The following is a 26,162-nucleotide window of genomic DNA, read 5'->3' as shown; positions in this document are numbered from 1 at the left end:
CACCCTCTGCAATATTCATTTTGATATAGATATAATGGATGATGAAACGTTTCGCTTCCTGAAGCCGTATATTGCGGACCAGGCCCTGGTGTGTGACCAGGGTGGTCCCCGGTGAGGGCCTTTTTTAAGAGAGCAAAAGAAAGACCAGAAGTTGCAGGGTGGCTCAACCTTGGAAATGAAGAAGGGAAGAGCCCCACAGCCCTTCCCTGAAGCATAGCACTATAGTGACCTTTGGGTACTCGGCCATTCCAACTACAGCCAGATAACGGCGCTGGTGTCACAGCAAAAATTCTTCTCCTCACCGTAGACCAGGATTTTGAGCTTCGAGAGGCATTCCAGGTCGCGGTCGGCCTGGGTTGCGTCATCGACAAGATCGTCCACGTACAGCTGGTGGATTTCCGTTTCGCGGATCGCATCCACGCGATAGAATTCTTCTTTGAAGCCTGCATCCTTCAGAGCCTCGGCGCATTTAACGATTCCATTGCCGCGAGGATTGACCGGTTCGAGCCAGATGTCCTCAGGGTCAAACTCCAGCATTGTCTCCATCAGATCTCGGATGTCGGCATGCGAGGAGGCCACGCCCGGCAGGAGCGGGCAGAGCATTCCATATACCCGAAGACCGAGCTTTTTGGCCTTTCGATAAACCTCGATACGTTCCGAGATGCTCGACGCCTGAGGCTCCAGGACTTTGGCGACGTTTTCCTTGCACACTGGAGCGGTAAGACTCAGCCCCAGCATGTCGCGGCCTTTAAATTGGGCGAAGTATTCAAGGTCGTCCGCCACCCCGAGTTTTTGGTCAGCACTCGAAGAGACGCCTGCGAGTTCTCCAGAACAGCGGCGGCGCATGTGCGTCCGAGACCGTGCGCCTGGGCTTCGGGAGCGTACGGGTCGGTCATGGTTGAGAGCATCACGACGTCCTCGGGCTTCAAGCGCTTTGCCTGCTTGGCCGCCCGGAGCGGTGTGGAAGGATCTACGATGGCGACTCCGGCCTGGAGCGCGTCAAACGAACTCATCATCAGCGTCACGGACAGGCCGATGTAAGGCTCGACCTCTTCCAGGCGGAGCTTGCCGTCGGCGTCGAAATCGTCATCGGTCAGCTTGGCCTTGTAGCTCAACTCAAAGGTGTCACCGGCACTGATGCCTTGCGCGAGCACCGCGTTTTGGATGCCTTCAGAGAGGGCGCGGAGAAAGGGGCGGTAACTGATACGCAGTTGCTCTTCACGGTTCATAAGATTCTCCTGTTTAGTGTTGATTGTACCCGGATGGCTCAGCAGGCGAGCCGACCAGGAAAGTCGATTTCACGAATGGTCTGGGCCATGAGGTCGTCACCAATCTTAAGGCTGCGTCCATCAACGAACCACTTGTGCCAGCGCCAGGTACGGTCAAAGGTATGGATGATGCTTTGACGCATGTGAGGGGTGAAAACCCCGGGGTATTTTAGGCTGATGTCGTCGAATATCCTGTTGACGCGTCCATTCAGGTTGGTGGGGCTGGTAGAACGATGCAGCTCCATGACGAACTCATACTTGTCGATGATCATCGTAAAGAAGCGATCCAACTCTAGGTTGCTGAAAACGTTGACAGGGCTGAACGCCCCCGCATTGTGCAAACGAAGACCATTACGGCGGCGCTCAATTTCTTCGAGCATTATCTGGGCATGCTCCGCATTTGATGTGACCTTGCTGAGAAGTGAAGCGGGTACATCAAGCAGTGTCGGATAAACCTCCAAGTGCTCTCCGGCCAAATGGAAGAGAGGCAAGCGCTTGTTCATACGCGCTGTGTGTACGGGATTGATCGAATCGTAGCTCATCAAGATGTCAGCGATACCGTTCAGGTAGTATCGGAACAGCGCCTCCAGAAAAGCAATGTGGAAACGGTCCGGCCGGGAGTATATGCCAAGGGCGTGGAGGCGGAACTTCTCGCCGACAAAGCAGCTATCCAGGTAGGCGTTGAGAGCGTAAAAGCTCATGCCGGTAAACGGACTGTATCGGATGCCGGTCGCCTTCTTGAGGCCGACCATGCCGCCTATGGCGTGATGGCGGACAAAGCGGCGCAACTCAAGCTTGGCGTAGAGATGCTTCCAGATGGCGAATTGTTCAGCCATCTTGAAATGCCAGACGAAGTAAAATTTCTCTTGCAACGCAGGATTGCCGTCGAGCAGGATTCTCGTAGCGATGAGCGACGATTTGTTCGCATTGAAGATGCTTTCAATATTGTTAAACTTTGGATATTTCAGGCTAAAAGGGATATCCAAGGAAAAGACAAAGTCGAACCTGTCGTATTCACTTTTCAAGTAGACAATATAGCAGTCGATGAGGACGGCCAGCATGGAAGGTGCAATGTCACCTCGGATGAAAGAGTACCCACCACTGTCCGTGACGATCTTGCCAGCTACTGGACGGATGAACCTGTCAGAGAACTCCCTGATATCACAGGTGACGTTCTCAAGTGTATGCAGGCCGAATTCCCTCTGCCTCAACCCGTGGATGAGGGAATACAGGGCATAGCGGGTCTGCATGGTGATGGCGTTTTCCATGGCGATATCCATCGATGTACCGCCAGCGACGTATACGTACTTCATTGATGCTCTCCTTTAGTGGAGGGGCGTGCGCAGCCCCTCCCTTGCTAGTAACTGCCCTCGTACAGCAGCTCGTACGTGACGAGAGCCCTCACCAAATTCGAACGAGAATGGGTCTTAAGCCAAGTGCCACGGGTGTCTCGCCACAAGCTGAGGGACAGCTCCAGCTTCCCGGCAAGAGCCAGGAACTGCTGCACCGTAAAAATCGCGTCCGGCTTGCGGCCCAAGAGGCTCGGCTGGGAAGCGGCGTGTAAGGTATAGAGACGCTTGGCTCGAGTTGCGATTTGCTCCAGCTGGCCGCTGAAGCAATACAGGGACACAAGACCCTTCTTGCCAACGAAGGATTTGAGAGCTTTCGGATCGAGTTCCCTGACCTCCTCGCCCAACGGGGTCGCGTCCTTCAGGATCGGGGCAGGCATGTGAGGAGCGGCCTGAGAGGATTTGTACAGAAGACCCTCGGTGTGACCATTCGAGAACAGGATGGCACCGTCACAGTCATGCACTTCGACGGGCCTTGCCCCCACGACGGCGGATAGTTCTCGAAGCTGGGCATCGCTCGTGATGAAGTTGCCGGAGAATCCGTTGACTTTGGCAGAATCGGAGTCCGGCTTGCCGTCGTCATTACCGAGGATGTTGCTCATATCCAGTTCGACGATGAAGTTGCCGTGGCCAATGGGTTGCGCCATGCGACTATTCTCAAAACGAATGGGGTGTGGACCATGCAGCTTTACCATCTCCCGCAGCAGACGGATGAAGGCTTTGAAGCGGGCGGGCTTCATGGTGCAAATAAGGGTAGACTGCTCGGCACTCAGGCTCGCGTTGATGTCTTCGAGGATGGCTTCCATGCTGTTATCCTTTCTTTTTATGATGGTGGAGGGAGGCTCCAGAAGAGAGCCGAAGCCTCCCTGGCCCTTTGGCGCCGGTTACTCGACGGAGCGGAGCACCAGGTCCGCCCAATACCGCGTGGAATTGTCGCGTACCTGGGCGAAGCCTTTGGAGCGCAGCAGGTCGCCAAAGCGATGCAGACCGACAGACTGGATGCCGGAGGCGCTGGTCCAATCCACGTAGCTTTTAAACGCCAGGCCCACGGGGGTTTTCTCACCAGAAACGTGGACGGTACGTTCCACGAGGAATTCGCCGATGTGATCATTTGTCGCGAAGTAGGCCTCGGTGGCGTCTCGGACGACCTTGGGCGGGTTCAGGCCTTCCTTGAGCCACTGCTGGAAGCCCTTCACCGCCCAAGCCAGGACGCCCTCGGACTCGGCGTCCAGTTCGGCATCGATCTCCTCCTTGCGGCGGGAGCCGTCAAACTCGGCCAGGAACGGAACCACCTGGAGACGACGGCGGATGCCGCGGTCATTGCCCACGAAACCCGGCAGATGGTTCACAGCCATGAGGATTTTCGCCTGCGGCGTGAACTGGATAGGGTTCTCGCGCATGGCCCGAGCGGAGATTTCATCGCCACCGGTGACGGATTTGATGACCGCTTCGTCCAGGGTGTGGCCCTTGTTGGCCTCAATGGCGAAGGCGACGCGTGCGCCCTCCAGCTGGCGAAGGTCGCAGCGGATGCCATGAAAGCGGCTGTTGAGGATGGAGCCGGTGCCAAGCGTCAGGGCATACTCGGAACCGAGGATGGCCCGCATGCGAGCGAGGAAGATAGACTTGCCATTGGCCCCAGAGCCGTACAGGATCGGCAAAACCTCCTCTTGGGTGCTCCCGGAGAGGCAGTAACCGAATAGGCGTTGCAGGTAGGCCGCAAGCTCGGGGTCGCCGCAGGTGACATCCTTGATGAAACGCTCCCACCGAGGACATTTGGTCTTAGGAACCCAGCGCACCGGAGCGAGCTTGGTCACGAGCTGGTCAGGGCTGTGGGGCGCGAGCGAGCCGTCCTTGAGGTTGAGAAGGCCGTTCTCGCAGTTCAGCACGTAAGGGTCGGCGTTAAAGTCAGCCAGCTTGCAGTGAATCTCACCGAAAAGGCGCAGCAACCACAAAGCCTTGCGGATCATGCCCTTGGTTCGGGCCTTTCTCTGAAAGCTCAGCAGGTCTTCCAGCTCAACGTCAGCGCCGTGGTCCGTGACGTGGATGTCGCCGTTGTGGTACTCATGGGCGATCTTTTCGATGATGTCCTTGGCGAGCCCTTCAGCGATGTGCGGGAGACGGGAGTAACGAAAGCCATCCCATGCCAATACAGCTTGGGCATCGGTCTGGTAGCGAAGGCGCTCTTGATAGGTCTCGAAGAGACGCTTGGAAACGCCGAACTCGTCCAGACTCTGAATGACACGCTTGGCCGGAGCCTCCTGCTGGCTCTCCAGATTATTCTCGGCCTGCTGGTTGTTGACATCGGAGCCCTTCTTTGCGGGCAGAGACTGTTCCTCATTGTGGGACATGAGTGTCCTCCTTGCTTTGAAAATGATTGGATAGTGCAAGGAGGAAACTTCATTCCGGGGTAAGAAGGAGCCCGTGCCCTCCCCCCCTACAGGGGGTTAGAGAGGGATAATCGAAATTAAAATCAGAAGAGGCCTCACGTCGCATGCCATCGCGAAGCGGGCGTAAAATGGTGGACATCTAGCGACGGATTGTCACCATTGTCACATCAGGGGAAAGCTATTTGACTCAGGATGTTGAGGGGAAGCTGTTAAGGCTGTCCGTGACAAATCGGCGGAGCAAATCCGAACGGGAGAGCGACTGAAAAGTCACAATTGTCACGCAAGGTAAAATTCTGTGATATCAGCGCGTTGGTTAACCATCGCAGTGGCGGGACGTGACAAATGGTTAGCTGCTCACGACTTAGGCGTTTCCCGCCTCTTCGATGTAGGCAGTCTAATTCGTTTTGAAATTTTATACTGAGTAACAAGGGGGCACCCCTCGTGCTTGTCGCACGGGCATGCATCGAGAATCTTTTTGGTGCCTGGGCCAAATACCAGAAGGGGTGGAGCGCAGTCCCTTAATATATTCCTGGCGTTTGCTTCCTCTAATTCTTCGAGAAGGTTTTTTGTCTTGAGCAGTAGTAGCATCTGGGTGTGCAGAAGCTGGCAGCCGTGGTCCCAAGCTTTCTTGGCCGCACCAGTGATGGCGCTGTATTTTTCCGTATACTGCCTAAGCTGTACACCCTTGGAGCCAATCTTCACCATCCTATCCAGAGATTTGGTGTCCGTCGTCTGCCAGCAAATCTCCATATTCTTGAGAGCAACACCGACGGCATAGACGACATAAGCTGTTACCGCCGGGTCCGGCATACCTCTCTCATCGCTCTCCTCCAACTTGTCCAGCAGGCTGACTACGTAGAGTCGCAGCAGAGCCAAATGCGCGATGATGGGTTGCGGTATCAAATCCTTATGTTCCTTCGCAGCCAACTTCAGGATTTCAAGAAACGCCTCATGGGAAGATTTCTTCAACGTCCAGATATCCTGACCAGCCTTGGGCGGTGCCAGAAACTCAAAGCGACGAAATTTCTCCACCCGTTGCGAGGTCTTTCCATACCTCCCCTCCAGATTGCTAAAGAAATGGCCATCCATTTTGGCATAGCCATTGAGGATAGTCAGAATTTTCATTGATCTCGCCGCCGTGCAAAAGGCATCAAGCCGGGTGTAGACGTCATCAATGAAACCCTGAAGGGAAGCGTCAACCGTGTCGCCGAGGAAATCCATATAGTCTCGGGCTCGAATGGCGGCATCACTTTGCTGCTGAACCAGAAGGTTGGCTCCGGCCAGACTGTCATCTAGATCGTTGAAGCTCGCCTTCTTGTCGTCTGCCATAAGCATTCTCCTCTGCGCTTGAAATAGGTTAGCACTCCCTTCAACCGAGGCGCAAGATTGCAGCCCTCTAGCGGCCATGGTCGCTGAACTGGGGTAATGATTTCGGACATTGGCCCATATTTGCGATTTCCTGGGTTGGAACCCTTGGGCAAGCCCAACCATCAGAATTTAAAATCAAATCCCAGGAAGGGGCTGTTTTGCGCGAAGGGGATAAGCAGGAGGGGAACCGGAGCTGGATTCTGGGCCTGGATTCGGGGCTGGAACAGGATCGGGACAGGGCCTCCTTTACGGCCAAGAGACGCGAGGAGAATGCGAACTGGGCTACCCACCCCCAATCAACTGAAGAGCCATTCTGGGCAGACTGTTCGCCTGGGCCAGCATCGCCACTGCTGACTGCGTAAGAATCTGCCGTCTCACGAACTCAGTCATTTCCGTCGCCACATCGACGTCAGATATCCTTGACTCCGCAGCCTGAAGGTTCTCGGCCTGAATGGCGATGTTCGTGATGGTGTTCTCAAGGCGGTTTTGCAGTGCCCCCAGGTGTGCACGGATTTTGTCCTTGTAGACAATCGCCTCGTTTATGGCCCCCAGACTCTCCTGGGCGCGCGCCTGCGTCGCAATGCTGATTACCGGCTGGTAGATGCTGGCCCCGATGCCATTGGACGAAGGGTCTAAACCGTCATTCGTGAAATAGGTTGCGAAGAAGCCTCCGCCGCGTAGCCCCACGACATCATCGAATACTTGGCTTCCCGATGTGGTCTGGTTGATGATGAAATTTTCATCCACTGCGCGGCCATCAGAGCTGTATAGTTGCCCAACCGTTGCCCATCCACTTCCGTCGATTCCTCCTGGATCACGGTAAGCGACGAGAAAGCCGCCGCCCTCCAGTCGGGTTACCTTGGGCCAAGTTTGTGGCGGAAAGTTTTGCTCGTTGACCTGGAACTCATCATCAAGGAACGTCGAATCCGAGTTGACAATTCTCGCTCGTGCGCTGTTTGTGCCATCGCCGTTGAAACTGTTCCATGCGACGACAAACCTATCTCCATCTATTGCCGCTATATCAATGAAATTCTGCGAATCGACTTCGTTCGTGTTCACCTGGGTTTCGCCTCCCACCAAATTGCCCTGCTGGTCAACAACCTGTGTGAAGACGCCCCAACCATCACTATCAGGCGAGAACCATGCAACTGCGACGTTTCCATTGTCCAGTTGTTCGGCCCTTGAGTACCGCTGGTCCAATGCCGCTGTGGTGTTCACTCGAAATTCATCAACCAGCGTGTTTCCATTGTTGTCGTAAAACTTCCCGTAGATTCCATCATCAGAACCATCTTGGCTGTTGGAGGTCCAGGTCACGAAGTATCCGGATGAAGTCGTCGTCACATCTGACTGGTACTGGTTGTTCGCCGAGGTCGTGTTGACCTGTGCTTCTGCGATACGGACGCTCCCGTCTGCGTTGTAAATTTTGGAATAGATGCCGGTGCCGGAGCCGTCCTGGCCGCTAGAGGTCCAGGTAACGACGAATCCCCCATCATTGAGTGCGGCCACTGAGGGCTCATCCTGGTCGTTGTTCGTTTCGGAATTGACCCGGAACTCGCTGCCTACCTTCTCGCCATTCTGGTTCATAATCTGGCCGTACACGCCCCACCCGGAACCATCCTGGTTCTCCGAATTCCAAACAGCCACTATATTGCCATCCACCAGCGAAGCGAGATTCGAATCTCGCTGGTTGCCAGCTGTGGTGGTGTTCACCAGCACGTCCCCGGCAGTTCGCTCCAGGAGCATATTGGCGTCCGGTTCGAAAGAGCCGACTGCCGTACCGTCTGGATCAAACATGCTCTCGATTTTCGTGCTGTCGATGTTCACATAGTAGTAGTCTTCAGCGCTGTCGTTGCCGGTACCGAAATGGATTTTGGCAGCGCCGGTGGATTCCAAGCCGCTTCCGTCATGGGTGCCGGAAAGGTTGCCGTTCAGAAGGTGTACGCCATTGAATTCCGTGGCCTGGGAAATGCGCTGAATCTCCCTGGCCATGGCCTGGTACTCTGAGTCTATGAGGAGACGCTGGTCCTGGTTGTATGTTCCAGTTGCGGCTTGCTCAGCCAGCTCCTTCATGCGGATCAACTTCTCGTCAATCACCTGCAAAGCTCCATCCGCAGTCTGGATCATGGACACCGCGTCATTGGCGTTTCGGATTCCCTGGTTCAGGGTGACTATGTCCGCCCGCATCAACTCCCGGATCGCAAGTCCAGCCGCATCGTCAGCGGCGGTCCCAACCCGCAACCCAGATGACAAACGCCGCACGGAGGTGCTCAGGCTTCCAAAATGGTCGCCCAGGTTCCGTGAGGCATTCATTGCCATCAGGTTGTGGTTGATCGTCAGGGACATCCTTCCTAGATCCCGTGTTATAGGAAAATACTTCCCGCCCCTCCAACGGGAAGGGCTCCCAGCTCCTTAAAAAGCAATGGAAATGGGCCTTTGCGAAACTTTCGTTGCTTTATATCGTGCAAAAACTAGACCATCGTTGCTTTTTGCAAGGCTGTATCTCCACTATCATTGTCATGGAGGTGGCAATGGTCAAAGTTCAGGACGCATTTGGAAAACGATTACGGGAGATACGTCGAAGACGGGATATGACCCAGGAGCGGCTTGCCGAGTTGTCCGGATTATCTATCCAGTACATCGGAGAGATAGAGCGCGGGAAACGCAACCCGTCGCTGACGAGCATCGAAACGCTGGCCTCCGCTCTGGACATGTCCGTTGCAGACCTATTCGACCTCGAGACCTTTCAAGTCACCAATGACGAGATGAAGACCAAGCTCATCGACCAAATCAATCGGGCTGATGATGAGCAGCTCCGAATCTTGTACGCTATCTCCCGCGCCATTCTTGGGTAGTCCCCTCCGACTGATTATTCATCCCCCGGCAGGCAGATTGTAAGCACCGGTTCGCCATGGTCTCCAGGACCGATGATGGCGACGCACTTCACTGATTGCAGGACCTTCCCCGGCATCAGGAACATGCAGACGAACTGCACCCGGTCCCCGTCCAGACGGTTCTTGATGGCCGCCTGAGTCATCCAGAAAAGATCGTGCAGTCGGCCTTCAACTGATTGGCCTTCGCCTTCGAGCCCGGCTGGAGGCTCGACATATCCGTGGAAGAGATGATCGGACACGGCCACCGGCACCTTGAAGCCGGATTCCCGCGCCTGCTCGCTTACGTCGATCAGAACGCCGTCTTCGATAGCTTGCTGGCGGGTGTAGCTGTAGATTAGATTGAAACCGTCCATGTTCATACTGGACCTCCTGCTGGTTGTTGAGTTCATTAATCTCAGGAGGTTATCAAATGCGGCGTGTTGTGGTCACGGACGATTATGGCTATCGCAAGGATACGCTATGGATGCGTAAGGCGCTTTCCATTTGACCCTGGACTTCGTGTCGTCTATTGACTTGTGGTGTCCTGACCAACCATGATCTTGTCTGATCAATTGGTTAGTTCGCCGGGAGATTCCATGGAAGACAGATACCTTTCAGTAGCTGAGATTGCCCAATACCTCGGCGTCAAAGAGGATACCGTTTACAAATGGATAACGGCGAAAAGGCTTCCTGCTCACAAGGTTGGCCGGCTGTGGAAATTCAAAAAAGCCGAAGTAGACGAATGGATTCGCAAGGGTAAAGTTTAACCCTACTGGAGATACGCGTGAACGGCGCAGCGCATACTACTATCGTAAACTTCATCTGGAATATCGCCGACGATGTGCTTCGTGATGTTTATGTCCGGGGCAAGTATCGAGATGTGATACTCCCCATGACCGTCATTCGTCGCTTGGACTGCCTGTTGGAGCCCACCAAGGAAGACATCCTCAAGCAGAAGAAGCTCCTCGATGACGCGGGGATCATGAACCAAGACGCCGCGCTGCGGCAGTCCTCGAAACAGGCATTTTACAATACCTCGAAGTTCACCCTCAAAAGCCTGCTGAACACCCCAAAGCAACTGGTAGCCAACTTCAAAGACTACCTGGACGGGTTTTCACCCAACGTTCAGGAGATCATCGAGAAGTTCGACTTCAGGAACCAGCTCAAGAAGCTGGATGACGCGGACGCCCTTGGACATCTCATCGACAAGTTCGTTTCGCCTAGCATCAACCTGAGTCCCCAGCCGGTGCTGAACGGCAAGGGGGAAATCGACAAGCCCGGTCTTTCCAACCACGACATGGGCTACGTTTTCGAGGAACTCATCAGGCGGTTCAGCGAAGAGAACAACGAAGAGGCCGGAGAGCACTTCACTCCCCGGGAAGTCGTCAGCCTCATGGCGACCCTCATCTTCCATCCGGTGGCCGAAGACATCAGTTCGGGAACCTACCTCGTATACGACTGCGCCTGTGGAACGGGCGGCATGCTCACGGTCTCCGATGAAGTGCTGACAGGGCTGGCCCAGGAGCAGAACAAGGAAGTCTCCATCCATTTGTACGGGCAGGAGATAAACGCGGAAACCTACGCGATTTGCAAGGCGGACCTCCTGCTCAAGGGCGAGGGCGATGAAGCCGACAACATCAAGTTCGGCTCCACACTTTCCAGCGATTCTTTCCCCAGCACCAAATTCGACTTCATGCTCGCCAACCCTCCCTATGGGAAAAGCTGGAAGACCGACCTTGATCGGTTGTGCGGGGGCAACAAGAAGGAAATGCTCGATCCCCGGTTCGTGGTTGAGCACGGCGAGGACCCAGAGTTCCCTCTGGTGACGAGATCCAGCGATGGGCAGCTCATGTTCCTGGTGAACATGCTCTCCAAGATGAAGCACGACTCTTCCATGGGGAGCCGGGTCGCCACGATCCACAACGGCTCCAGCCTGTTCACCGGAGACGCGGGCCAGGGCGAAAGCAACATTCGGCGCTGGATTATCGAAAACGACTGGCTCGAAGCCATCATCGCCTTGCCGCTGAACATGTTCTACAACACGGGCATCGCCACCTACATCTGGGTGCTGTCCAACCGCAAGCCGGATCACCGCAAAGGCAAGGTCCAGCTAATAGATGCCACCGAGTGGTTCCGCCCCCTGCGAAAGAACCTCGGGAAGAAGAACTGCGAACTCGCGCCGGAGCATATCAAGCTCATCCTCGACACCTTCATGGACTGCAAGGACACCGAGAAATCCAAGGTGTTCCCCAACGAGGCGTTCGGCTACTGGAAGATCACGGTGGAGCGCCCCTTGCGCCTTCGCGTTGACCTCACCGAAGAGCGCCTGGAGGAGTTCAAAGCCGCCTGCGCCAAGGATAAAGAAGCCAAGTTCTGCGAGATGATCGTTTCGGAGCTGGTGGACGCCATGGGCGAAGGACCGCACATGGATTTCAACGAGTTCATGGAGGCAGTGAAATCAATCGCCAAGGAATACGACCTCAAGCTCACCGCCAAGCGTAAGAAGCTTCTCGACGGGGTGCTTGCAGCCAAGAACGAAGACGCGGCGGAAGTGGTCAAGAAGCGGCACAAGGATGGGACCATTGAATATGAGCCTGACAGCGAACTCCGCGATATAGAGCAGGTTCCGTTTCTTGAGGAAGGAGGCATTCAGGCGTTCTTCGACCGCGAAGTCCTGCCCCACGCCCCTGACGCCTGGATAGACCACGGCAAGACATTGATCGGCTACGAAGTGTCCTTCACCAGATACTTCTACAAGCCGCAGCCCTTGCGGACCCTGGACGAGATCAAGGCGGACATCTTGGCGCTTGAGCAGGAGTCCGAGGGGCTGTTGGACAAAATCATTGGGGAATCGCAATGAAAGAAGGGCTAAAAGCTGCTCGCCTGCTTATGGTATTGAGCAGCATTTCTCCCCTTTTCATCTTCTGGGCGATAAAGGGAAGCGCGAAAGTTCCTGATGAGTATTTCATCGGAATATGTGCGCTGCTCATCTTCCTCCCTAACATCTGCTTCTGGTTTCGCATCAAAAAAGCCAGAAAGCATAAGCAGTACCATCTTTTGACTATCTCTAGCTCTGAAGATCACAGAGAGCACCTTCTTGTGTATTTGTTTGCCATGTTGCTTCCTTTTTATGCGGCAGATATGGATTCATGGAGAGGTATGGCTTCGGCTCTTACAGCGGTTCTGTTCATCATCTTTTTGTTCTATCATCTCAACCTGCATTATATGAATATTATCTTCGCAGCAAAAGGATATAGAATTTTTACCGTTTTCCCTGACTCTGGAGAAGCTCTTGCTGGATATGGTCACAGTACTATTCTGATAACAAAGAGAAATAATTTGCCTCCGGGCCTCAAATTAAAAACGCTTAGGGTCAGCGACACCGTATTTCTTGAGGAGTAGCCATGGCATTCGCGTTCAATTTTGATTCCATCGACATCACTGAGTTTGGTGTTGGCTCCGACAATGGGGATGGCCGCACATTCAGTCTTGTCGCAGTTGATGAAAAGGTCCAGAAAGCCCTCCAGGAAATGGTGGAAGCAACTCGCGAACAGCTAAACAAAGCTGGCGCGAATCCCGCACAGTATGAACCGTCAGATAAGTACGCAAGCCTAGAGCATCTTATTGTTCCGTTGGACGATGACTTGGCGGAATCTCTGAAAACGCTTCACCAAACCAACAACTATCCATTTGATTGCAGCACGCTGGATACGCCCGGTGGCGTTTTCTGCTATTTTGCACGTCTTCAGGATACTGATGGGAAGCGATTGACAGGAGTAAGGAGGGCTTCGCAGTTCAAGAGCACCTTATCCAAAAAACTCCTGTCTTGGTTTGATGACTCCCTTAAAGTTGTTGAAAGAAACATATTCAGGCTGGATATGGACTTCGATTTGCTCATTGACGAGAACAACATCCATATCCTCAGACCCAGCGGTTTTGAATTCGTTGGCCAGCTGAAGGAAGCAATCCTGGCCGCAGTTCCCACAAATATCGAAGAAATCAAAAGCCAAGTCGACTTCATCGAATTTGACAGCATCCAAGAATATGCAAGCACCCATCCACGCGCAGCACGCTATTTAGCATCCATTCGCACGTTTGGGGAGGCAAATAACATCAGCAAGAATAAGCTCAAAGACGCCTGTGCTCAGCTGGGTGTTGAGATCGGGGAAGAGGAAGGCAAAATCATGGTGGATAATAAAAACATCATGGGATTCCTCGAAATCCTTGATCGTCGCCGTTATGAGATCGAGCTTGTTGATGGAGAGCCGGAACAATTCCGCGCAGCATCGCGCAGCAAGCTCACATCCTGAGTGGACTGAATAGTGAATAGCGTTCAAGAGTTCTCAGAAGGGCAAATTGAGGCCCTTGCACGGTTCCTCGGCGAGTGCGGATCAGGGACGGACATAACCCGTGTTCTCCATAATCGGGGCTTGGAAGACAACTCAGGTGAATCCACTAAATGGCGGCGCCTGTACCGAATCTTTCTTGCCTACCAACGGCAGTACAGTAGCCCAGTCAAAACGCTCGATTTCATCAAATCTTTCCTGATCCCAGCCCGCTATGTGGGGAGAGCAGAAGAGTTCGAACAGCGGCGAGATGAACTCAATGTTATCCTGGCATTCTCGGGACTTGAGTATGGGGCGGATGGGCAGTTTCGGAAGAAGAAGGCGGCAGAGACGCTTGACGAAGCCGAGAGCAGATTGCGCACGATCAAGGCCAAGTTCCAGAGCCGCAGGCTGCACCATGAGGTTCTGAAATATTGCCGGGCGGAACTTATGCAGGACAATTACTTCCACGCGGTTTTCGAGGCCTCCAAGGGGCTTGCCCAGCGGATACGTGAGCTGTCGGGAGTTGAAAAAGATGGTGCGGCGCTCGTGGACAAAGTCTTTTCAGTCGAAAGTCCAATGCTCGCCATCAACTCCCTTCAGACGGATACCGAGAAGTCCGAGCACAAGGGGTTTGCGGCCTTGCTGAAAGGATGCTTCGCCGCCGTTCGCAACCCGCTTGCTCATGAGCCAAAGATTCTCTGGTCAGGCGAGGACGATGCCGCAGATTACCTGTCGCTGATTTCACTGCTTCACAGGAAGCTGGATGACTGCGTCCAAACCGGGCTCGGGAGATGATGACATGTCGCAAACGTTGAAGCCCTATTCCTTATACAAACCGTCAGGACGTCCCTGGCTTGGGAATATCCCGGAGCATTGGGATGTGAGGCGCAATGGACGCTTGTTTCGCCAGCGCAACGAGACTGGTTTTCCCGATTTGCCCATTCTGGAAGTCTCGCTCAAGACCGGCGTTCGGGTCCGCGATTTCGAGAACTCCAAACGCAAGCAGGTGATGGGAGATAAGGGCAAATACAAGCGGGCCGCAACCGGGGATATCGCCTACAACATGATGCGCATGTGGCAAGGGGCGGTGGGCGTGGCTCCCGTGGACGGTTTGATCAGCCCCGCATATGTCGTTGCTGAGCCCTTTCCCGAGACTGACACTCACTACTTCTCGTACCTGTTCAGGACTGACGCCTACAAGAACGAGGTCAACAAGTATTCCCATGGCATCGTCTCTGACAGGAACCGCCTGTATTGGGACGAGTTCAAGCAGATACCAACTCCCTTCCCGCCGACGGAAGAGCAAGAAGCCATTGTCGGGTTTCTCAACTTCAAAAGCAGCCAAATCGCCAGATTTATCCAGGCCAAGCGCAAGCTCATCGCCCTGCTGAACGAGCAGAAGCAGGCGATCATCAATCAGGCGGTGACGCGAGGGCTTGACCCCAATGTCCGGCTTAAGCCTTCCGGCGTGCATTACCTGGGGGATATTCCCGAGCATTGGGACGTCTTGAAACTCAAGCGAATTGTCGGCTTCAATCCCTCAAAGCAGGAATCGGCTCAATACCTCCAGCGCAATGATAGCGTTGTTTTCTTGCCAATGGAGAAGGTTTCGGCGGAAGGGGCGATAGACTGTTCTGAGGTCAGACCTGTCGCAGAGCTATGGTCAGGTTTCACGTATTTCAGGAAAAATGATGTCGTTATCGCAAAGATAACCCCATGCTTTGAAAATGGGAAAGGCGCATGCCTCGATAATCTGGAGACGCCAATAGGGTTTGGTACTACAGAGTTTATCGTCATGAGACCAGGAAACCGCATCCTTCCCAAGTATCTCTACTACATAACGCGCTTTTCAAGATTTCGAATCCTTGGCGAGGAGGCCATGACGGGAGCTGCCGGACAACAAAGAGTTCCGACGGATTTCATGAAAGACTTTCTATGCGGCCTGCCAGAAAAATCGGAGCAGGCTCAAATTGTGGAACGAATTGAGGATGAACTTTCCACAGTCGAGCACCTAATTGACCGTGCCAAGACGGAAATCGACCTCATCCGAGAATACCGCACCCGCCTGATATCCGACGTAGTGACGGGCAAGCTGGACGTGCGAGGGATAGAGGTGGAAGACGTGGACGCCAGCGAAGTCCTGGACGACCTCGATTATGCCGAAGACGACACGCTTCTGGAGGAGGCTGAGGAAAATTTGAATGAGAATGATTGATTGGTGCAAGGACGCGTGGTCATTCTCAGAAGACAATGCAGGATAAATGTGACACTGTATCCCCTAACTGATTTTCCTGCCGCAACAGAATGTTGATGGAGCTACCCATGAACTACTACGGGCTGAAATCGATTGTCACTTCGCAGAAGCAGCAAGTAGACCTTGGCGTGAAATCTGACTCTTTTTTCGCATGTGCCAAGCGCCAGGAAACTTATGTTGAACCGAAGTTCGCGAAAATAGAGTTCCCCATTGAACAACCGACGATCATTCTGGTTTCAGCGGTAGGAGCTTCTGGGAAAACGAGCACAGCGCATGCCCTTTCAGTAGACACAGGCTTCCCCATCCTCGATCTCGCCAAGCATGAACCAGTTGGCGGTAGTTCTCTTGCGGGTATTCTTATCGACCATTACCCCCACAATGTTGGAGAAGTTCTCGCCGGTCTGAAAGCCGGGACATGTGGAGTCATTATCGACGGTATAGACGAAGGGCGCTCAAAGGTAACAGAGGAAGGGTTCGAAGCCTTTCTGGACAACATCATCAAGTTGACCAAAGGCGCGGAGCGCACCTCAATAGTTGTGTTTGGCAGAGGCCAGACCCTCATGAACACTTGGTGCTATCTGGAGGATAATGGTGTTGCCACAGGATTGATCCAGATTGAACCGTTCGACCTTGATCAAGCCAAGAAGTATATCGATGTCCACGTTGGGAAGCCTCAATCAGGTCAGGAAGCGAATTATGTTCAGGCTCGAGATGAAATACTCGAATCCTTGGGCGCGGCCTTCAAGGCGGCGGACGGGGAGAAGGATGAATTCATCGCTTTCCTGGGATATCCGCCAGTCCTGGACGCCATCTCGACCCTGCTCCGGCAGGAAGTCAACTACCACAGAATTTGCCAAGACCTTTCGGGTGGATCGAGCAATGACCTCGAAGTAAATCTGCTCATTCGAATTGGTGATTATCTCCTGGATCGTGAGCAGAGGGAAAAGGCGCAAGTGAACTTCGTCAACGACATCGCAGATAAAATCGGAGGAGAGCTTGGCAAATCCCTTCAGGGGAGCCTTTACAGCAGAGAGGAACAGTGCGCCAGAGTACTTGCCAAGACGCTCGGCATTCACCTGAAGCATCAGTTCATACCCGATCCGTCAATCAACCAGGAGTATGAGGACGCACTTGAAACATGGTGTTCCGAGCACCCTTTCCTCCAAGAAAACACCCTTCGGAATCCCGTGTTTTCAGCTCTATCCTTGACCAGATGCCTGCTGAGTGACAGTCAGGAGTACAAAAACATCGCCGTTCAATACGCCGATAAGAACCCATCGAGCTATCTATTGCTGTACATCATAGGGGCGCAGCATAACGGAGGCCCGATCCCCCTGGCTGCATGCAACATGCTAATGCAGTCTTGCTCGGACTTTTTGGCCCTTGATGCTGATGTCGCCATTGATCTGGAAGGTGATTCCTGGGATGACGCTCAAGCATCGAGCGAGGCCGAGCTCACAATCGTTATCGACCTAAAAAACAAGAAGAACGAGAAAAAGTATTCGTTCAAAGCCGAAACTAGCCCTCAAGACACGTTTACTCTTGGCCCTGTCCTTGTGGGGGCGAGGGTACGTCTCCCCTGCGATATCAACATACTCGGCAATAAGCGGATCGACGTTTTCGGTGATTGCTTGGTTGCGGGAAGAGAAGTGCACTTCCAAGCGCCCGAACTCACCATTTCTCGAATCAGCGTTGTCGAAGTTGACGGTCTGCCTGTACCTACAGCTCTTATGGTCGAGTCGAAAAAGGTAACGGGACGCGTTGATATACTCTCTCCCAAGGACGCTTCATTGACCCTTTTCTGCGAAAAGCACGCTCTTGAATATCCACTCGCCAAGTTTGTCTCCCAATTAACTCCTTCTCAGATGACTAGTGATTTGCAGGAAAAGTACAATCGTTTAAGAAGGATATTTGTCGATTTCCGCTCGCACTCCAAAGGAGGGTTGGCAAAGTACCGAGACAAGGTTCAGCACAGGCGTGTCGTGAAGAACGATGTGGGAAGGGCCGTTCTGAAGGCTCTCATCGATGATGGCATCCTCACACACAACCACATATTTTATTTTGTCCAACCAGCTGAATTGTCAGAGCGAATAGGCATCAACTGGGAAGACTTGAAACAAAGGAAATCTACGCCACAGTTGGAAGCATACTTGGCTAGGATATAGAGCCTTTCGCGTTTCATTGGGTGGAGGTCAGCATGGTAAATACGGATACAAGCGAAAAGGGGCTTGAAACTCTCATCACTTCTTCGCTTGTCAACGACGCTGGATATGTCGAGGGCAAGCCCGAGGACTACGACCGGGACCATGCCGTTGACCTCGCCCAATTGTTCGCATTCCTCAAGGAAACGCAGCCCGATGTCATAGAAACCCTGGGCATCGGGGAGGAAGGGACATCCCGCCAGCAATTCCTCCACCGCCTTCAGGGAGAGATAGCCAAACGCGGCGTCATCGATGTGCTGCGCAAAGGCATCAAAACCGGCCCTGCGCATATCGACTTGTTCTACGGCACGCCGACACCCGGCAACAAGAAAGCGAAAGAGCTTTTCGCGGCCAACGTCTTCAGCGTCACCCGCCAGCTTCGCTACAGCAAGGATGAAACCAAGCTGGCCCTGGACATGGGGCTATTCATCAACGGCCTTCCCATCGCCACCTTCGAGCTGAAGAACAAGCTCACAAAACAGACAGTCGCCGACGCCATTGAGCAGTACAAACGGGACCGCGACCCCAAGGAGCTGCTCTTCCAGTTCGGGCGCTGCGTGGTCCACTTTGCCCTGGATGACCACGAAGTCTGGATGTGTACTCACCTGAAAGGCACGGGTAGCTGGTTCCTCCCCTTCAACAAGGGCCACAACGACGGGGCAGGGAACCCGCCGAATCCCGAGGGGCTCGCCACGGACTACCTTTGGAAGGCGGTGCTGACCAAACCGAGCCTGACCAACATTCTGGAGAGCTATGCCCAGGTGGTGGAGGAAAAAGACAAGCAGGGGCGCAAGAAGCGCAAGCAGATATTCCCCCGTTACCACCAGCTGGATGTGGTCAGGAATCTTTTGGCAAAAGCCCAGGCGGACGGCGCGGGCCAGCGGTATCTGATTCAGCACTCCGCAGGCTCCGGCAAGTCCAACTCCATTACCTGGCTCGCGCATCAGCTGGTGGAATTGAAGCGCGAGGACAAACCCATCTTCGATTCCGTCATCTTGGTCACGGACCGCAAGGTGCTGGACAAGCAGATACGGGACAACATCAAGCAGTTCGCCCAGGTCACGGCGATTGTCGGAGCAGTAACCCAAGGGTCGGGACAGCTCCGGGAGTTCATCCTCCAGGGCAAGAAGATCATTATCTCCACGGTCCAGAAGTTCCCCTTCATCCTGGAAGAGATAGGCAACCAGCACAGGGGCAGTTCCTTCGCCATCATCATCGACGAAGCGCACTCCAGCCAGGGTGGTCGCACGGCGGCTGCCATGAACATCGCCCTATCCGAGCAGGGCGAAGAAGAGGAGGAAAGCGTCGAGGATCGCATCAACCGGATCATGGAAGCACGGAAGATGCTGCCCAACGCCAGCTACTTCGCCTTCACCGCCACGCCCAAGAACAAAACGCTGGAGATTTTCGGCATCAAGCAGGCGAATGGGAATTTCCGCCCATTTCATGGGTATACCATGAAGCAGGCGATCCAGGAGGGGTTCATCCTGGACGTGCTGCGGAACTACACCACGGTGAGCAGCTATTACCGTCTGGTCAAGACCGTGGAGGACGATCCCGAGTTTGACGCCAAGAAGGCCAAGCGCAAGTTGCGGCGCTATGTCGAATCCCATGACCACGCGATCCGTCTGAAATCGGAAATCATGGTGGACCACTTCCACGAGCAGGTCCTCGCCAAAAAGAAGATCGGCGGCAATGCCCGAGCCATGGTTGTCACCAGCGGCATCAAGAGGGCCATACAGTATAAGCTGGCTTTCGACGCCTACCTCAAGGAGAGGAACAGCCCGTACAAGGCCCTTGTCGCCTTCTCTGGTGAACATGAGCACGGCGGGCAGGACGTGACCGAAGCCACCATGAACGGTTTCCCGAGCAACCAGATTCCCGAGGTGTTCCGGGAAGACCCGTACCGCTTCCTGATCGTGGCTGACAAATTCCAGACGGGTTATGACGAACCGCTGCTCCATACCATGTACGTGGACAAACAGCTCTCGGGCGTGAAGGCGGTCCAGACCCTCTCCAGGCTCAACCGCGCCCATCCGCAGAAGCATGACACCTTCGTCCTAGACTTCATGAACGACACGGAAGGCATTGAGCGGTCATTCGGGGATTACTACCGCACGACGATCCTGAGCCAAGAAACAGACCCGGACAAGCTGCATGACCTCAAAGCGGACCTGGACGGCTATCAAGTGTACTCCGAGGCCGATGTGGACGCCCTGGTGGAATTGTATCTCTCAGGCGCTGATCGGGACAAACTGGACCCGATCCTGGACGGTTCGGTTGCCACCTACAACGCCGACCTTGACGAAGACGGGCAGGTGGATTTCAAGAGCAAGGCCAAGGCGTTTGCCCGGACGTACAGCTTCCTCGCCTCGGTGCTCCCCTATACGAACCTGGACTGGGAAAAGCTCTCCATCTTCCTGAACTTCCTCATACCGAAGCTCCCCGCCCCCAAGGAAGAGGACCTCTCCAAGGGCATCCTGGAAACCATCGACATGGACAGCTACCGTGTCGAGGTGAAGGAGCAAATCCGTATTTCACTGGCGGATGAGGATGGCGAGTTGGAGCCGGTCCCGCTCGGTGGCGGCGGCGGAAAGCCAGAGCCGGAGCTTGATTATCTGAGCAACATCGTCAAAGCCTTCAATGACCAGTTCGGAAGTATCGAGTGGAAAGACGGGGACAAAATTCGCAAGGTCATTACCGAGGAGATTCCGGCGAAGGTGGCCGCAGACAAGGCGTACCAGAACGCCAAGCAGAACGACGACAAACAAAACGCCAGAATCGAGCACGACAGGGCGCTCGGCAGGGTCATGATGGAACTCCTCGCGGATCATACTGAGCTGTTCAAGCAGTTCAGTGACAATCCCGGCTTCAAGAAGTGGCTCTCGGACACCATCTTTACGATGACGTATGAAGATGGCCCGAGAGAGCGAGTTTAGCCAAGTAAGGTGCCAATATGACGCAAGCATCACCTTATAGGGACGCTATTAGGTTATTATATATTCTAGTGAAGGGCAGTTCTCCGCTTGATGACTCCAGCGATAGTGAGTCATTTGCGGTTTTTAAGGGAGAAGCCAGGCTCCATGCACTAGATTTCTGGATGAGGTACCCAGATTATTTGGCAGAAGAACTGCTGGATAGATACGAACAGCATAACAATGTTCAAGACCTGTGGTCTGTCAAACGGATTCTCTCTGAACAAGAGCCTGAGTTGAGAAAATTTCCAATGATACGCTACAGATTTGGTGCGTACGAAAAAATTGATAACACCGTTTCAATACTAAGATCCCGCAATCTCATCTCAGTTAAGAGAAAAGTCGAAAATGGCATTCTTAAAGAAACTGATTTTCATGTCCACAAAAGCGCATTCTCTCTCGCAGATGATATTGTTAAAGAATGGATTCCATTGTCTTGGTATGCAAACCGGGCTGAGCTTGTTGCAGATGTGGCTGGTGATCGTGGCGGAACTTCGTTGAAGAATCGCCAGTATCAGCAGATGGAGTACGCAGAGACCCAATTAGGTGGGGTTATACCCTCTATTTCAGGCAGAGTCCGGGAGCGCTACGACAATCTTGTTCAGCAGCAAGTGATAGGTAGATAAGAACTGCGAGGTTCCAAGTGAGTACGAGTTGGCTGTCAGATGTTGCACAAAAGCTAGAGATTGACATTGCAGATGTCACTGAAACCGTTGCAAGGTATCAGATAAAGCCGTCTCCAGTAGTGCCAAGGACAAAACGCATAACTCTAAAGCGTATATACTTCTCCGGGACCAAAGCACACGAAGAAAATGCTGATGCTTTTGCCTTTGATTGGGACGAATTGAAGCCTGGATTATGGGGCATTCTGAGCGAAAGAAATCAAAGAGGAAAAAGCTCAATATTTGGCGTTGTTCTTTGGCTTATGCGCGGAAGGCCCCCCTCGTTTCTTCAGGAAGATGTGTTTCAGTGGATTCAGAACGCAGCCTTACGGTTTACTGTTGGCGATGTTACCTATCAGGTCTCGGTAGTTAATAATACTGAAGCCGAAGGGGATTTGAGTCGAATTGATGAACATGGTGTGGTGCACGAACTTTTTCGGTTTTCGAATAACCTTGAGTTTGAAAGTGTAATGTCCAGCTTCATGATGGGACAGCTATTCCTTGACCCCGTAGTTGTCTGGAACGGGGATGCTCCGGCAGATGGCGGTAAGAAAGTTACTCATGAATGGCCGTTTTTGTCCGGCGCGATGTTCATAGGCACTGACTACAATTCATTGTTAGGGGATAAATTTATCCCAGGTCTATCTGTTCGCTTAATGCAAATGTATCTGGGGTTGCCTTGGGTCTCAACTTTGGCGGAAGCCAAAGCCTATGAAAATAGCCTCATCAAGGAAAAGGCCGCAGCCAAACGAAAGGCGGATGAACAAAGAGAAGGTCACGAAAGCCGGGTTGAAGAGATTAAATCCAACATAAACGAGATAACGACAGAATTGAATAATATCCCTACCAGTCAACACGTCCATGATGCTCACGCCAAAGTTAGTAAAAGGTTGAGAGCTGTTTTCGATTCAATTTGGGAGGCTGAGAAGCAAGTAGAAGAGGCTCTTCGATTTGAGCAAGAAACGCAGCGGATTCACCTCTCTGATACGAAAGAGCTTCAACAGTTTGTGGACGTGCATGCGGCAGGAGCAGTATTCCGCAGGCTGGCTCCTACAATATGCCCACGATGTGAGGCAAGTATTCCAGAATCAAGACTCGAGGAAGAGCAGAAGTCTGGTGAGTGTTGCGTCTGCAACGGGCACATTATTGAGGACGAAGGGGCTGATGAGAAACGGGCTGAACTTTCGGAGCGAGTGAATGCGTCCGAAGAAGCTTTTTCCCAGGGGAAAATCCAGCTGGAAAGAGCGCAAAGAGCACTCACAGAACTTGAGGAAGAGAGGGATTCACTTCAGAAAGAACGCGAGATACTTGAAGCTAAGTTCGACTCGTATAGCGACAGAAACGAGTTGGAATATAGACTGAAAAGGGCAGAAGGCCAGCTTGAGGAAGCCCAAAGAAGTTTTGTTGACGTGGATCAAGAAGATGCCATTGACTCAAAAATCATCACACAACTCGTCAAGAGCGTTGAGGGGCGAGTAAAATCTGTGCAAACAGGTATTTTGGAAAGTGTTAGCAATAAAATTCTGGAGTACGCAAAGCGATTTGGCCTTGAGAACTATTCACAAACTCACCTCAACGGAGCTGGGCAGTTAAAAATCATAAAGGGCGGTGAGTCAACCAGCTACAGTAAAGTAACCCAAGGGGAACAGTTGCGGCTCAAAGTCGCTACCATGCTGGCCATCATCAGCGTTTCGCACACGTCTGGAGTTGGCAGGCATCCTGGAATGCTGCTCATCGACTCTCCAGGTTCTCAAGAGATTGTTGGCACTGATCTGGAAGAATTGATGTCTGGCATGAAGGAGGTGATTTCCGAGCTTCCGTTCTTGCAAGTCTTTGTTGCTTCTGTCGTATCTGATCTCATGGCAAGGCAAATTGATGAAAAGCAATGCATTTCCGCTACAGGTGACGCGTATCTTTGGTAGACAGCATGTTGGCAATTGAAAAAGATATTTGTGCAATCCTGGAATCAGGAAAAGTACCGTCCCTGGAAGACCTTGGAGGGACTGATTTAATTATTTCGAACGCAGGTTCTCTTGTTACTTCTCGCTTCTCCCCTGAAATTTTTAGAGCCATTATGATCAAATACGAGATGCTCTCACGCCATGAACAAGAATCTCTCGAAGATTTTTTGGTGAATTGCGTCGCGGACGTTTCAAATGAATTTTGTGCACAAGAGCTTGTTGACATTATCGACTATTCGCCAATGCCCTGCCATCTCGAAGATCGTTTTTACAAAGCACTTCTTTGGGTAGCAAAAGAGACATCAAGGCCCGCTATGACGCGGGCCTTCGCTTTAGATGGCAGTCTGAGACTGACAAGCAAGAAGCCTTCGAGAAGGCATTCCTTGTTCGCGATGCTTTTAGAAATTGAGGATTCAGAACAACCTGTATTCATTAAGCACTCCGCAAAAATTGCTGGAGTCGCCAACTCTCATTGGCCCACAGAAGAGATTCTTCCTCTACTGCAAAGATTTATGGCTATTGATGAGGCAAAATCAGAATCCGCGTATGAACTTGGCATGGCACACTTACGCACCGGATTTGATGCTCAAGATAAACTGTCCGCAATAGACAGCTTTACAAACGCCCTCCTTTGGTTTCAAGAATCGACAAAACATGGTGAGCAGCGCCTTGATGCAGAGCTGTATGGTCTTTCTCTTTCGATTCTCACTGAGTACTCTCAGGAGCAATTGGACAAGTCCAAACTTCTAGATAGAGCTGCAAGCCTCCAAAGGACAGCCTTTCTATACGAGGCGTGGGTTGAAAATGAAGCACTCCCTTCTTGGCTCGGGGCGCGTCGAACTGAACTCGTCAACTGGATACTTCTTGCGAAGACCTTAGAGAGGCTGGCGGAGTCTCTGGGGCAACCAAGTTGGTTTGAACCGAGGTCAGTGATTGAAGATTATTTACTCAAATCATACACCGCCAGCCGAAGCTATCTTCAAAGAACGAAGTCAGGAGGAATAGAGAGGATCATAGCGCCACAGATTGAGGCTTCTCTTATTAAAAAGGAAGGCCAGCTCAACCATCTTCGTCAATGGCTTGAGCATGTTGATCAATCAGAATGGACGGCTGTTGCTGCTGAATTGTTGACCAAACTCGATGAGGAGCATGGGAGAATCCATGCAAACCCTGCCGAGGCGACTCCCTGTGACCACAGAGGGAGAAGTGGGTTCGGAAAACTGGACCAGTAGCTAAGGTGGACATATAAGAGCCGAAGGAGGCCCTTGATGTCCAAGAAGAGAAGAAAGTTTACCGCCGAGTTCAAGACCCGCGTCGCCCTGAACGCTTTGTCCGGCGAGCACACCCTTTCCGAGATCGCCAGCAAGTATGGCGTTCATCCCAATCAGGTTTCCCAGTGGAAAAAGCAGGCCAAAGAAGGCATTGCTGCTTCCTTTTCAGGCAAGGCCCAGAAAGTCCAGCAAAGCGATGAGGCCCGGATCAAGGAACTGCACGCCAAGATCGGCCAACTCACTGTGGAGAAGGATTTTTTACAACAAGCCTTCGCCAAAATCTGAGCCATGAGCGAAGGCGGGAGATCGTCGACAAGGGCCATCCTGCGCTCAGTGTTCGGCGGCAGTGCGAAGCCCTGAAGCTGCACCGCTCAACGTATTACTATCAGCCGATCGGCGAGTCCGAGTACAATCTGACGTTGATGCAGCGCATCGACGAGTTGTTCATGGAGTTGCCGTTCTTCGGCTCCCGGCAAATGCGCAACATCCTGCGAGATGAGGGACATTTCGTCGGGCGTAATCGTGTGCGTCGGCTCATGCGCAAGATGGGGCTGATGGCGGTCTACCAAAAGCCGCGAACCAGCCAGCCACACCCGCAGCACAAGACGTATCCGTATCTGTTGCGGGGCAAGGCGATCACGAAGCCGAATCAGGTGTGGTGCGCCGACATCACGTACATTCCGATGCGGCGTGGCTTCCTGTACCTCGTGGCGATCATGGATTGGCATAGTCGAGCCGTGCTGTCATGGCGCTTGTCGAACACGATGGACGCTGACTTCTGCGTGGCAGCCCTGGAAGAGGCCATGAACCGATACGGCGTGCCGGATATCTTCAACACCGACCAAGGCTCGCAATTCACGAGCTACGAGTTCACACGGACGCTCAGACAGGCAGGAGCCAAGATCTCAATGGATGGTCGAGGCCGCTGGATGGACAACGTTATGATCGAACGCCTCTGGCGTTCGTTGAAGTATGAATGCGTGTATTTGCGGGAAATTGAGACAGGAAGCGAGCTTCGTCGCACCCTGGCCTGGTGGTTTGAGTTCTACAACAATCGCCGTCCGCACAAGACCTTTGACGGCAGGAAGCCGATGGAGATATATCAACAGTTCAAGCCAGAGGGGGTACCCCCTCTGGCTTGCCCCAGAAAGGCGGCATAGCCAACGAAACTGTCCACCTTAGTTTTGCCGCTGACTGGTCCAAAGAAGTGAACCCACTTCTGGGGTCGCCTTCCTTCACAACCACAAAGCGCCGACGCCATTAATTGA

Annotated in this window: 20 protein-coding genes and 2 pseudogenes; 13 read left to right on the top strand and 9 right to left on the bottom strand. The window is 53.0% G+C overall.

Annotation, left to right across the window (positions count from 1 at the left end; genetic code table 11):
• Positions 1-252: 252 nt before the first annotated feature.
• From ACZ5D1_RS14735 to ACZ5D1_RS14700, 8 genes and pseudogenes are all read right to left on the bottom strand, one after another.
• Entirely contained in the window at positions 253-783 is a 531-nt protein-coding gene (locus ACZ5D1_RS14735; protein ID WP_464555292.1) for a radical SAM family protein, read from the bottom strand.
• Positions 726-1,229, bottom strand: a complete 504-nt coding sequence (locus ACZ5D1_RS14730; RefSeq protein WP_464555290.1) for a hypothetical protein — start codon at positions 1,227-1,229, stop codon at positions 726-728. Before ACZ5D1_RS14730 ends, ACZ5D1_RS14735 begins: the two co-directional genes overlap by 58 nt.
• A 38-nt stretch (positions 1,230-1,267) precedes the next feature.
• The gene (locus ACZ5D1_RS14725) at positions 1,268-2,581 is read right to left on the bottom strand and encodes a hypothetical protein (RefSeq protein ID WP_464555289.1); all 1,314 of its coding nucleotides are present in this window, start codon (positions 2,579-2,581) and stop codon (positions 1,268-1,270) included.
• A gap of 44 nt (positions 2,582-2,625) precedes the next feature.
• Positions 2,626-3,423, bottom strand: coding sequence for a hypothetical protein (locus ACZ5D1_RS14720; protein WP_464555288.1), 798 nt, complete (start codon positions 3,421-3,423; stop codon positions 2,626-2,628).
• Positions 3,424-3,501: 78 nt separating this feature from the next.
• Positions 3,502-4,965, bottom strand: a complete 1,464-nt coding sequence (locus tag ACZ5D1_RS14715; protein WP_464555287.1) for a DNA primase family protein — start codon at positions 4,963-4,965, stop codon at positions 3,502-3,504.
• Between the two features lie 393 nt (positions 4,966-5,358).
• The gene (locus ACZ5D1_RS14710) at positions 5,359-6,333 is read right to left on the bottom strand and encodes a hypothetical protein (protein ID WP_464555285.1); all 975 of its coding nucleotides are present in this window, start codon (positions 6,331-6,333) and stop codon (positions 5,359-5,361) included.
• Positions 6,334-6,654: 321 nt separating this feature from the next.
• Positions 6,655-6,957: pseudogene (locus ACZ5D1_RS14705) on the bottom strand (flagellin); the annotation flags it as partial.
• Between the two features lie 1,229 nt (positions 6,958-8,186).
• Positions 8,187-8,715, bottom strand: a pseudogene (locus tag ACZ5D1_RS14700) (flagellin N-terminal helical domain-containing protein); the annotation flags it as partial.
• 185 nt (positions 8,716-8,900) lie between these two features.
• Between ACZ5D1_RS14700 and ACZ5D1_RS14695 the strand changes: the two are divergent.
• Positions 8,901-9,224 carry a helix-turn-helix domain-containing protein gene (locus tag ACZ5D1_RS14695; protein ID WP_464555284.1) on the top strand — a complete coding sequence of 108 codons (324 nt, stop codon included), beginning with the start codon at positions 8,901-8,903 and terminating at the stop codon, positions 9,222-9,224.
• 14 nt (positions 9,225-9,238) lie between these two features.
• On the opposite strand, the gene ACZ5D1_RS14690 is transcribed toward ACZ5D1_RS14695, so the two are convergent.
• Positions 9,239-9,616 carry a DUF6573 family protein gene (locus tag ACZ5D1_RS14690; RefSeq protein ID WP_464556559.1) on the bottom strand — a complete coding sequence of 126 codons (378 nt, stop codon included), beginning with the start codon at positions 9,614-9,616 and terminating at the stop codon, positions 9,239-9,241.
• A 222-nt stretch (positions 9,617-9,838) separates the two neighbouring features.
• Between ACZ5D1_RS14690 and mads1 the strand changes: the two genes are divergently transcribed.
• The 12 genes from mads1 (at position 9,839) to ACZ5D1_RS14630 (ending at position 26,054) form a co-directional block, all read left to right on the top strand.
• Positions 9,839-10,009, top strand: coding sequence for a methylation-associated defense system helix-turn-helix domain-containing protein MAD1 (gene mads1 / locus ACZ5D1_RS14685; protein WP_464555282.1), 171 nt, complete (start codon positions 9,839-9,841; stop codon positions 10,007-10,009).
• A gap of 17 nt (positions 10,010-10,026) precedes the next feature.
• On the top strand, positions 10,027-12,102 hold the full coding sequence (locus tag ACZ5D1_RS14680) for a type I restriction-modification system subunit M (RefSeq protein WP_464555281.1): 2,076 nt from the start codon (positions 10,027-10,029) through the stop codon (positions 12,100-12,102).
• Complete coding sequence (locus tag ACZ5D1_RS14675) at positions 12,099-12,644, top strand: hypothetical protein (protein WP_464555280.1); 546 nt, start codon at positions 12,099-12,101, stop codon at positions 12,642-12,644. Before ACZ5D1_RS14680 ends, ACZ5D1_RS14675 begins: the two co-directional genes overlap by 4 nt.
• Before the next feature lie 2 nt (positions 12,645-12,646).
• Complete coding sequence (locus ACZ5D1_RS14670; RefSeq protein WP_464555278.1) at positions 12,647-13,552, top strand: Kiwa anti-phage protein KwaB-like domain-containing protein; 906 nt, start codon at positions 12,647-12,649, stop codon at positions 13,550-13,552.
• A 12-nt stretch (positions 13,553-13,564) separates the two neighbouring features.
• Positions 13,565-14,365, top strand: a complete 801-nt coding sequence (locus ACZ5D1_RS14665; protein ID WP_464555276.1) for a TIGR02391 family protein — start codon at positions 13,565-13,567, stop codon at positions 14,363-14,365.
• Positions 14,334-15,785 (top strand): hypothetical protein, encoded by a 1,452-nt coding sequence (locus ACZ5D1_RS14660; RefSeq protein WP_464555274.1) that lies wholly within the window; start codon positions 14,334-14,336, stop codon positions 15,783-15,785. The genes ACZ5D1_RS14665 and ACZ5D1_RS14660 overlap by 32 nt, the downstream gene beginning before the upstream one ends.
• A 107-nt stretch (positions 15,786-15,892) precedes the next feature.
• Positions 15,893-17,989, top strand: a complete 2,097-nt coding sequence (locus tag ACZ5D1_RS14655) for a hypothetical protein (protein ID WP_464555272.1) — start codon at positions 15,893-15,895, stop codon at positions 17,987-17,989.
• A 32-nt stretch (positions 17,990-18,021) separates the two neighbouring features.
• Positions 18,022-20,964: a type I restriction endonuclease subunit R gene (locus tag ACZ5D1_RS14650; RefSeq protein ID WP_464555271.1), complete on the top strand. Its 2,943-nt coding sequence runs from the start codon at positions 18,022-18,024 to the stop codon at positions 20,962-20,964.
• Positions 20,965-20,981: 17 nt separating this feature from the next.
• Entirely contained in the window at positions 20,982-21,626 is a 645-nt protein-coding gene (locus ACZ5D1_RS14645) for a hypothetical protein (protein WP_464555269.1), read from the top strand.
• A gap of 17 nt (positions 21,627-21,643) precedes the next feature.
• On the top strand, positions 21,644-23,584 hold the full coding sequence (locus ACZ5D1_RS14640; RefSeq protein WP_464555268.1) for a hypothetical protein: 1,941 nt from the start codon (positions 21,644-21,646) through the stop codon (positions 23,582-23,584).
• Positions 23,585-23,589: 5 nt separating this feature from the next.
• Positions 23,590-24,855, top strand: coding sequence for a hypothetical protein (locus tag ACZ5D1_RS14635; RefSeq protein ID WP_464555267.1), 1,266 nt, complete (start codon positions 23,590-23,592; stop codon positions 24,853-24,855).
• Positions 24,856-24,891: 36 nt separating this feature from the next.
• Positions 24,892-26,054, top strand: a protein-coding gene (locus ACZ5D1_RS14630) for an IS3 family transposase (protein WP_455697365.1) whose coding sequence is annotated in 2 segments (ribosomal slippage) — positions 24,892-25,167 and positions 25,170-26,054 — 1,161 coding nt in all. Because the reading frame shifts where the segments join, the coding sequence is not laid out codon by codon here.
• The last annotated feature ends 108 nt before the right edge of the window (positions 26,055-26,162 follow it).

Source organism: Oleidesulfovibrio vietnamensis (assembly GCF_055388115.1).
This window is presented reverse-complemented; position numbering and strand designations above follow the sequence as displayed.

Excerpts from the sequence above, each read along its gene's own strand:
- ACZ5D1_RS14730 (WP_464555290.1), bottom strand. The coding sequence starts at position 1,229 with ATGAACCGTGAAGAGCAACTGCGTATCAGTTACCGCCCCTTTCTCCGC.
- ACZ5D1_RS14725 (WP_464555289.1), bottom strand. The coding sequence starts at position 2,581 with ATGAAGTACGTATACGTCGCTGGCGGTACATCGATGGATATCGCCATG.
- ACZ5D1_RS14720 (WP_464555288.1), bottom strand. The coding sequence starts at position 3,423 with ATGGAAGCCATCCTCGAAGACATCAACGCGAGCCTGAGTGCCGAGCAG.
- ACZ5D1_RS14715 (WP_464555287.1), bottom strand. The coding sequence starts at position 4,965 with ATGTCCCACAATGAGGAACAGTCTCTGCCCGCAAAGAAGGGCTCCGAT.
- ACZ5D1_RS14710 (WP_464555285.1), bottom strand. The coding sequence starts at position 6,333 with ATGGCAGACGACAAGAAGGCGAGCTTCAACGATCTAGATGACAGTCTG.
- ACZ5D1_RS14695 (WP_464555284.1), top strand. The coding sequence starts at position 8,901 with ATGGTCAAAGTTCAGGACGCATTTGGAAAACGATTACGGGAGATACGT.
- ACZ5D1_RS14690 (WP_464556559.1), bottom strand. The coding sequence starts at position 9,616 with ATGGACGGTTTCAATCTAATCTACAGCTACACCCGCCAGCAAGCTATC.
- mads1 (WP_464555282.1), top strand. The coding sequence starts at position 9,839 with ATGGAAGACAGATACCTTTCAGTAGCTGAGATTGCCCAATACCTCGGC.
- ACZ5D1_RS14675 (WP_464555280.1), top strand. The coding sequence starts at position 12,099 with ATGAAAGAAGGGCTAAAAGCTGCTCGCCTGCTTATGGTATTGAGCAGC.
- ACZ5D1_RS14670 (WP_464555278.1), top strand. The coding sequence starts at position 12,647 with ATGGCATTCGCGTTCAATTTTGATTCCATCGACATCACTGAGTTTGGT.
- ACZ5D1_RS14660 (WP_464555274.1), top strand. The coding sequence starts at position 14,334 with ATGACTGCGTCCAAACCGGGCTCGGGAGATGATGACATGTCGCAAACG.
- ACZ5D1_RS14655 (WP_464555272.1), top strand. The coding sequence starts at position 15,893 with ATGAACTACTACGGGCTGAAATCGATTGTCACTTCGCAGAAGCAGCAA.
- ACZ5D1_RS14650 (WP_464555271.1), top strand. The coding sequence starts at position 18,022 with ATGGTAAATACGGATACAAGCGAAAAGGGGCTTGAAACTCTCATCACT.
- ACZ5D1_RS14645 (WP_464555269.1), top strand. The coding sequence starts at position 20,982 with ATGACGCAAGCATCACCTTATAGGGACGCTATTAGGTTATTATATATT.
- ACZ5D1_RS14635 (WP_464555267.1), top strand. The coding sequence starts at position 23,590 with ATGTTGGCAATTGAAAAAGATATTTGTGCAATCCTGGAATCAGGAAAA.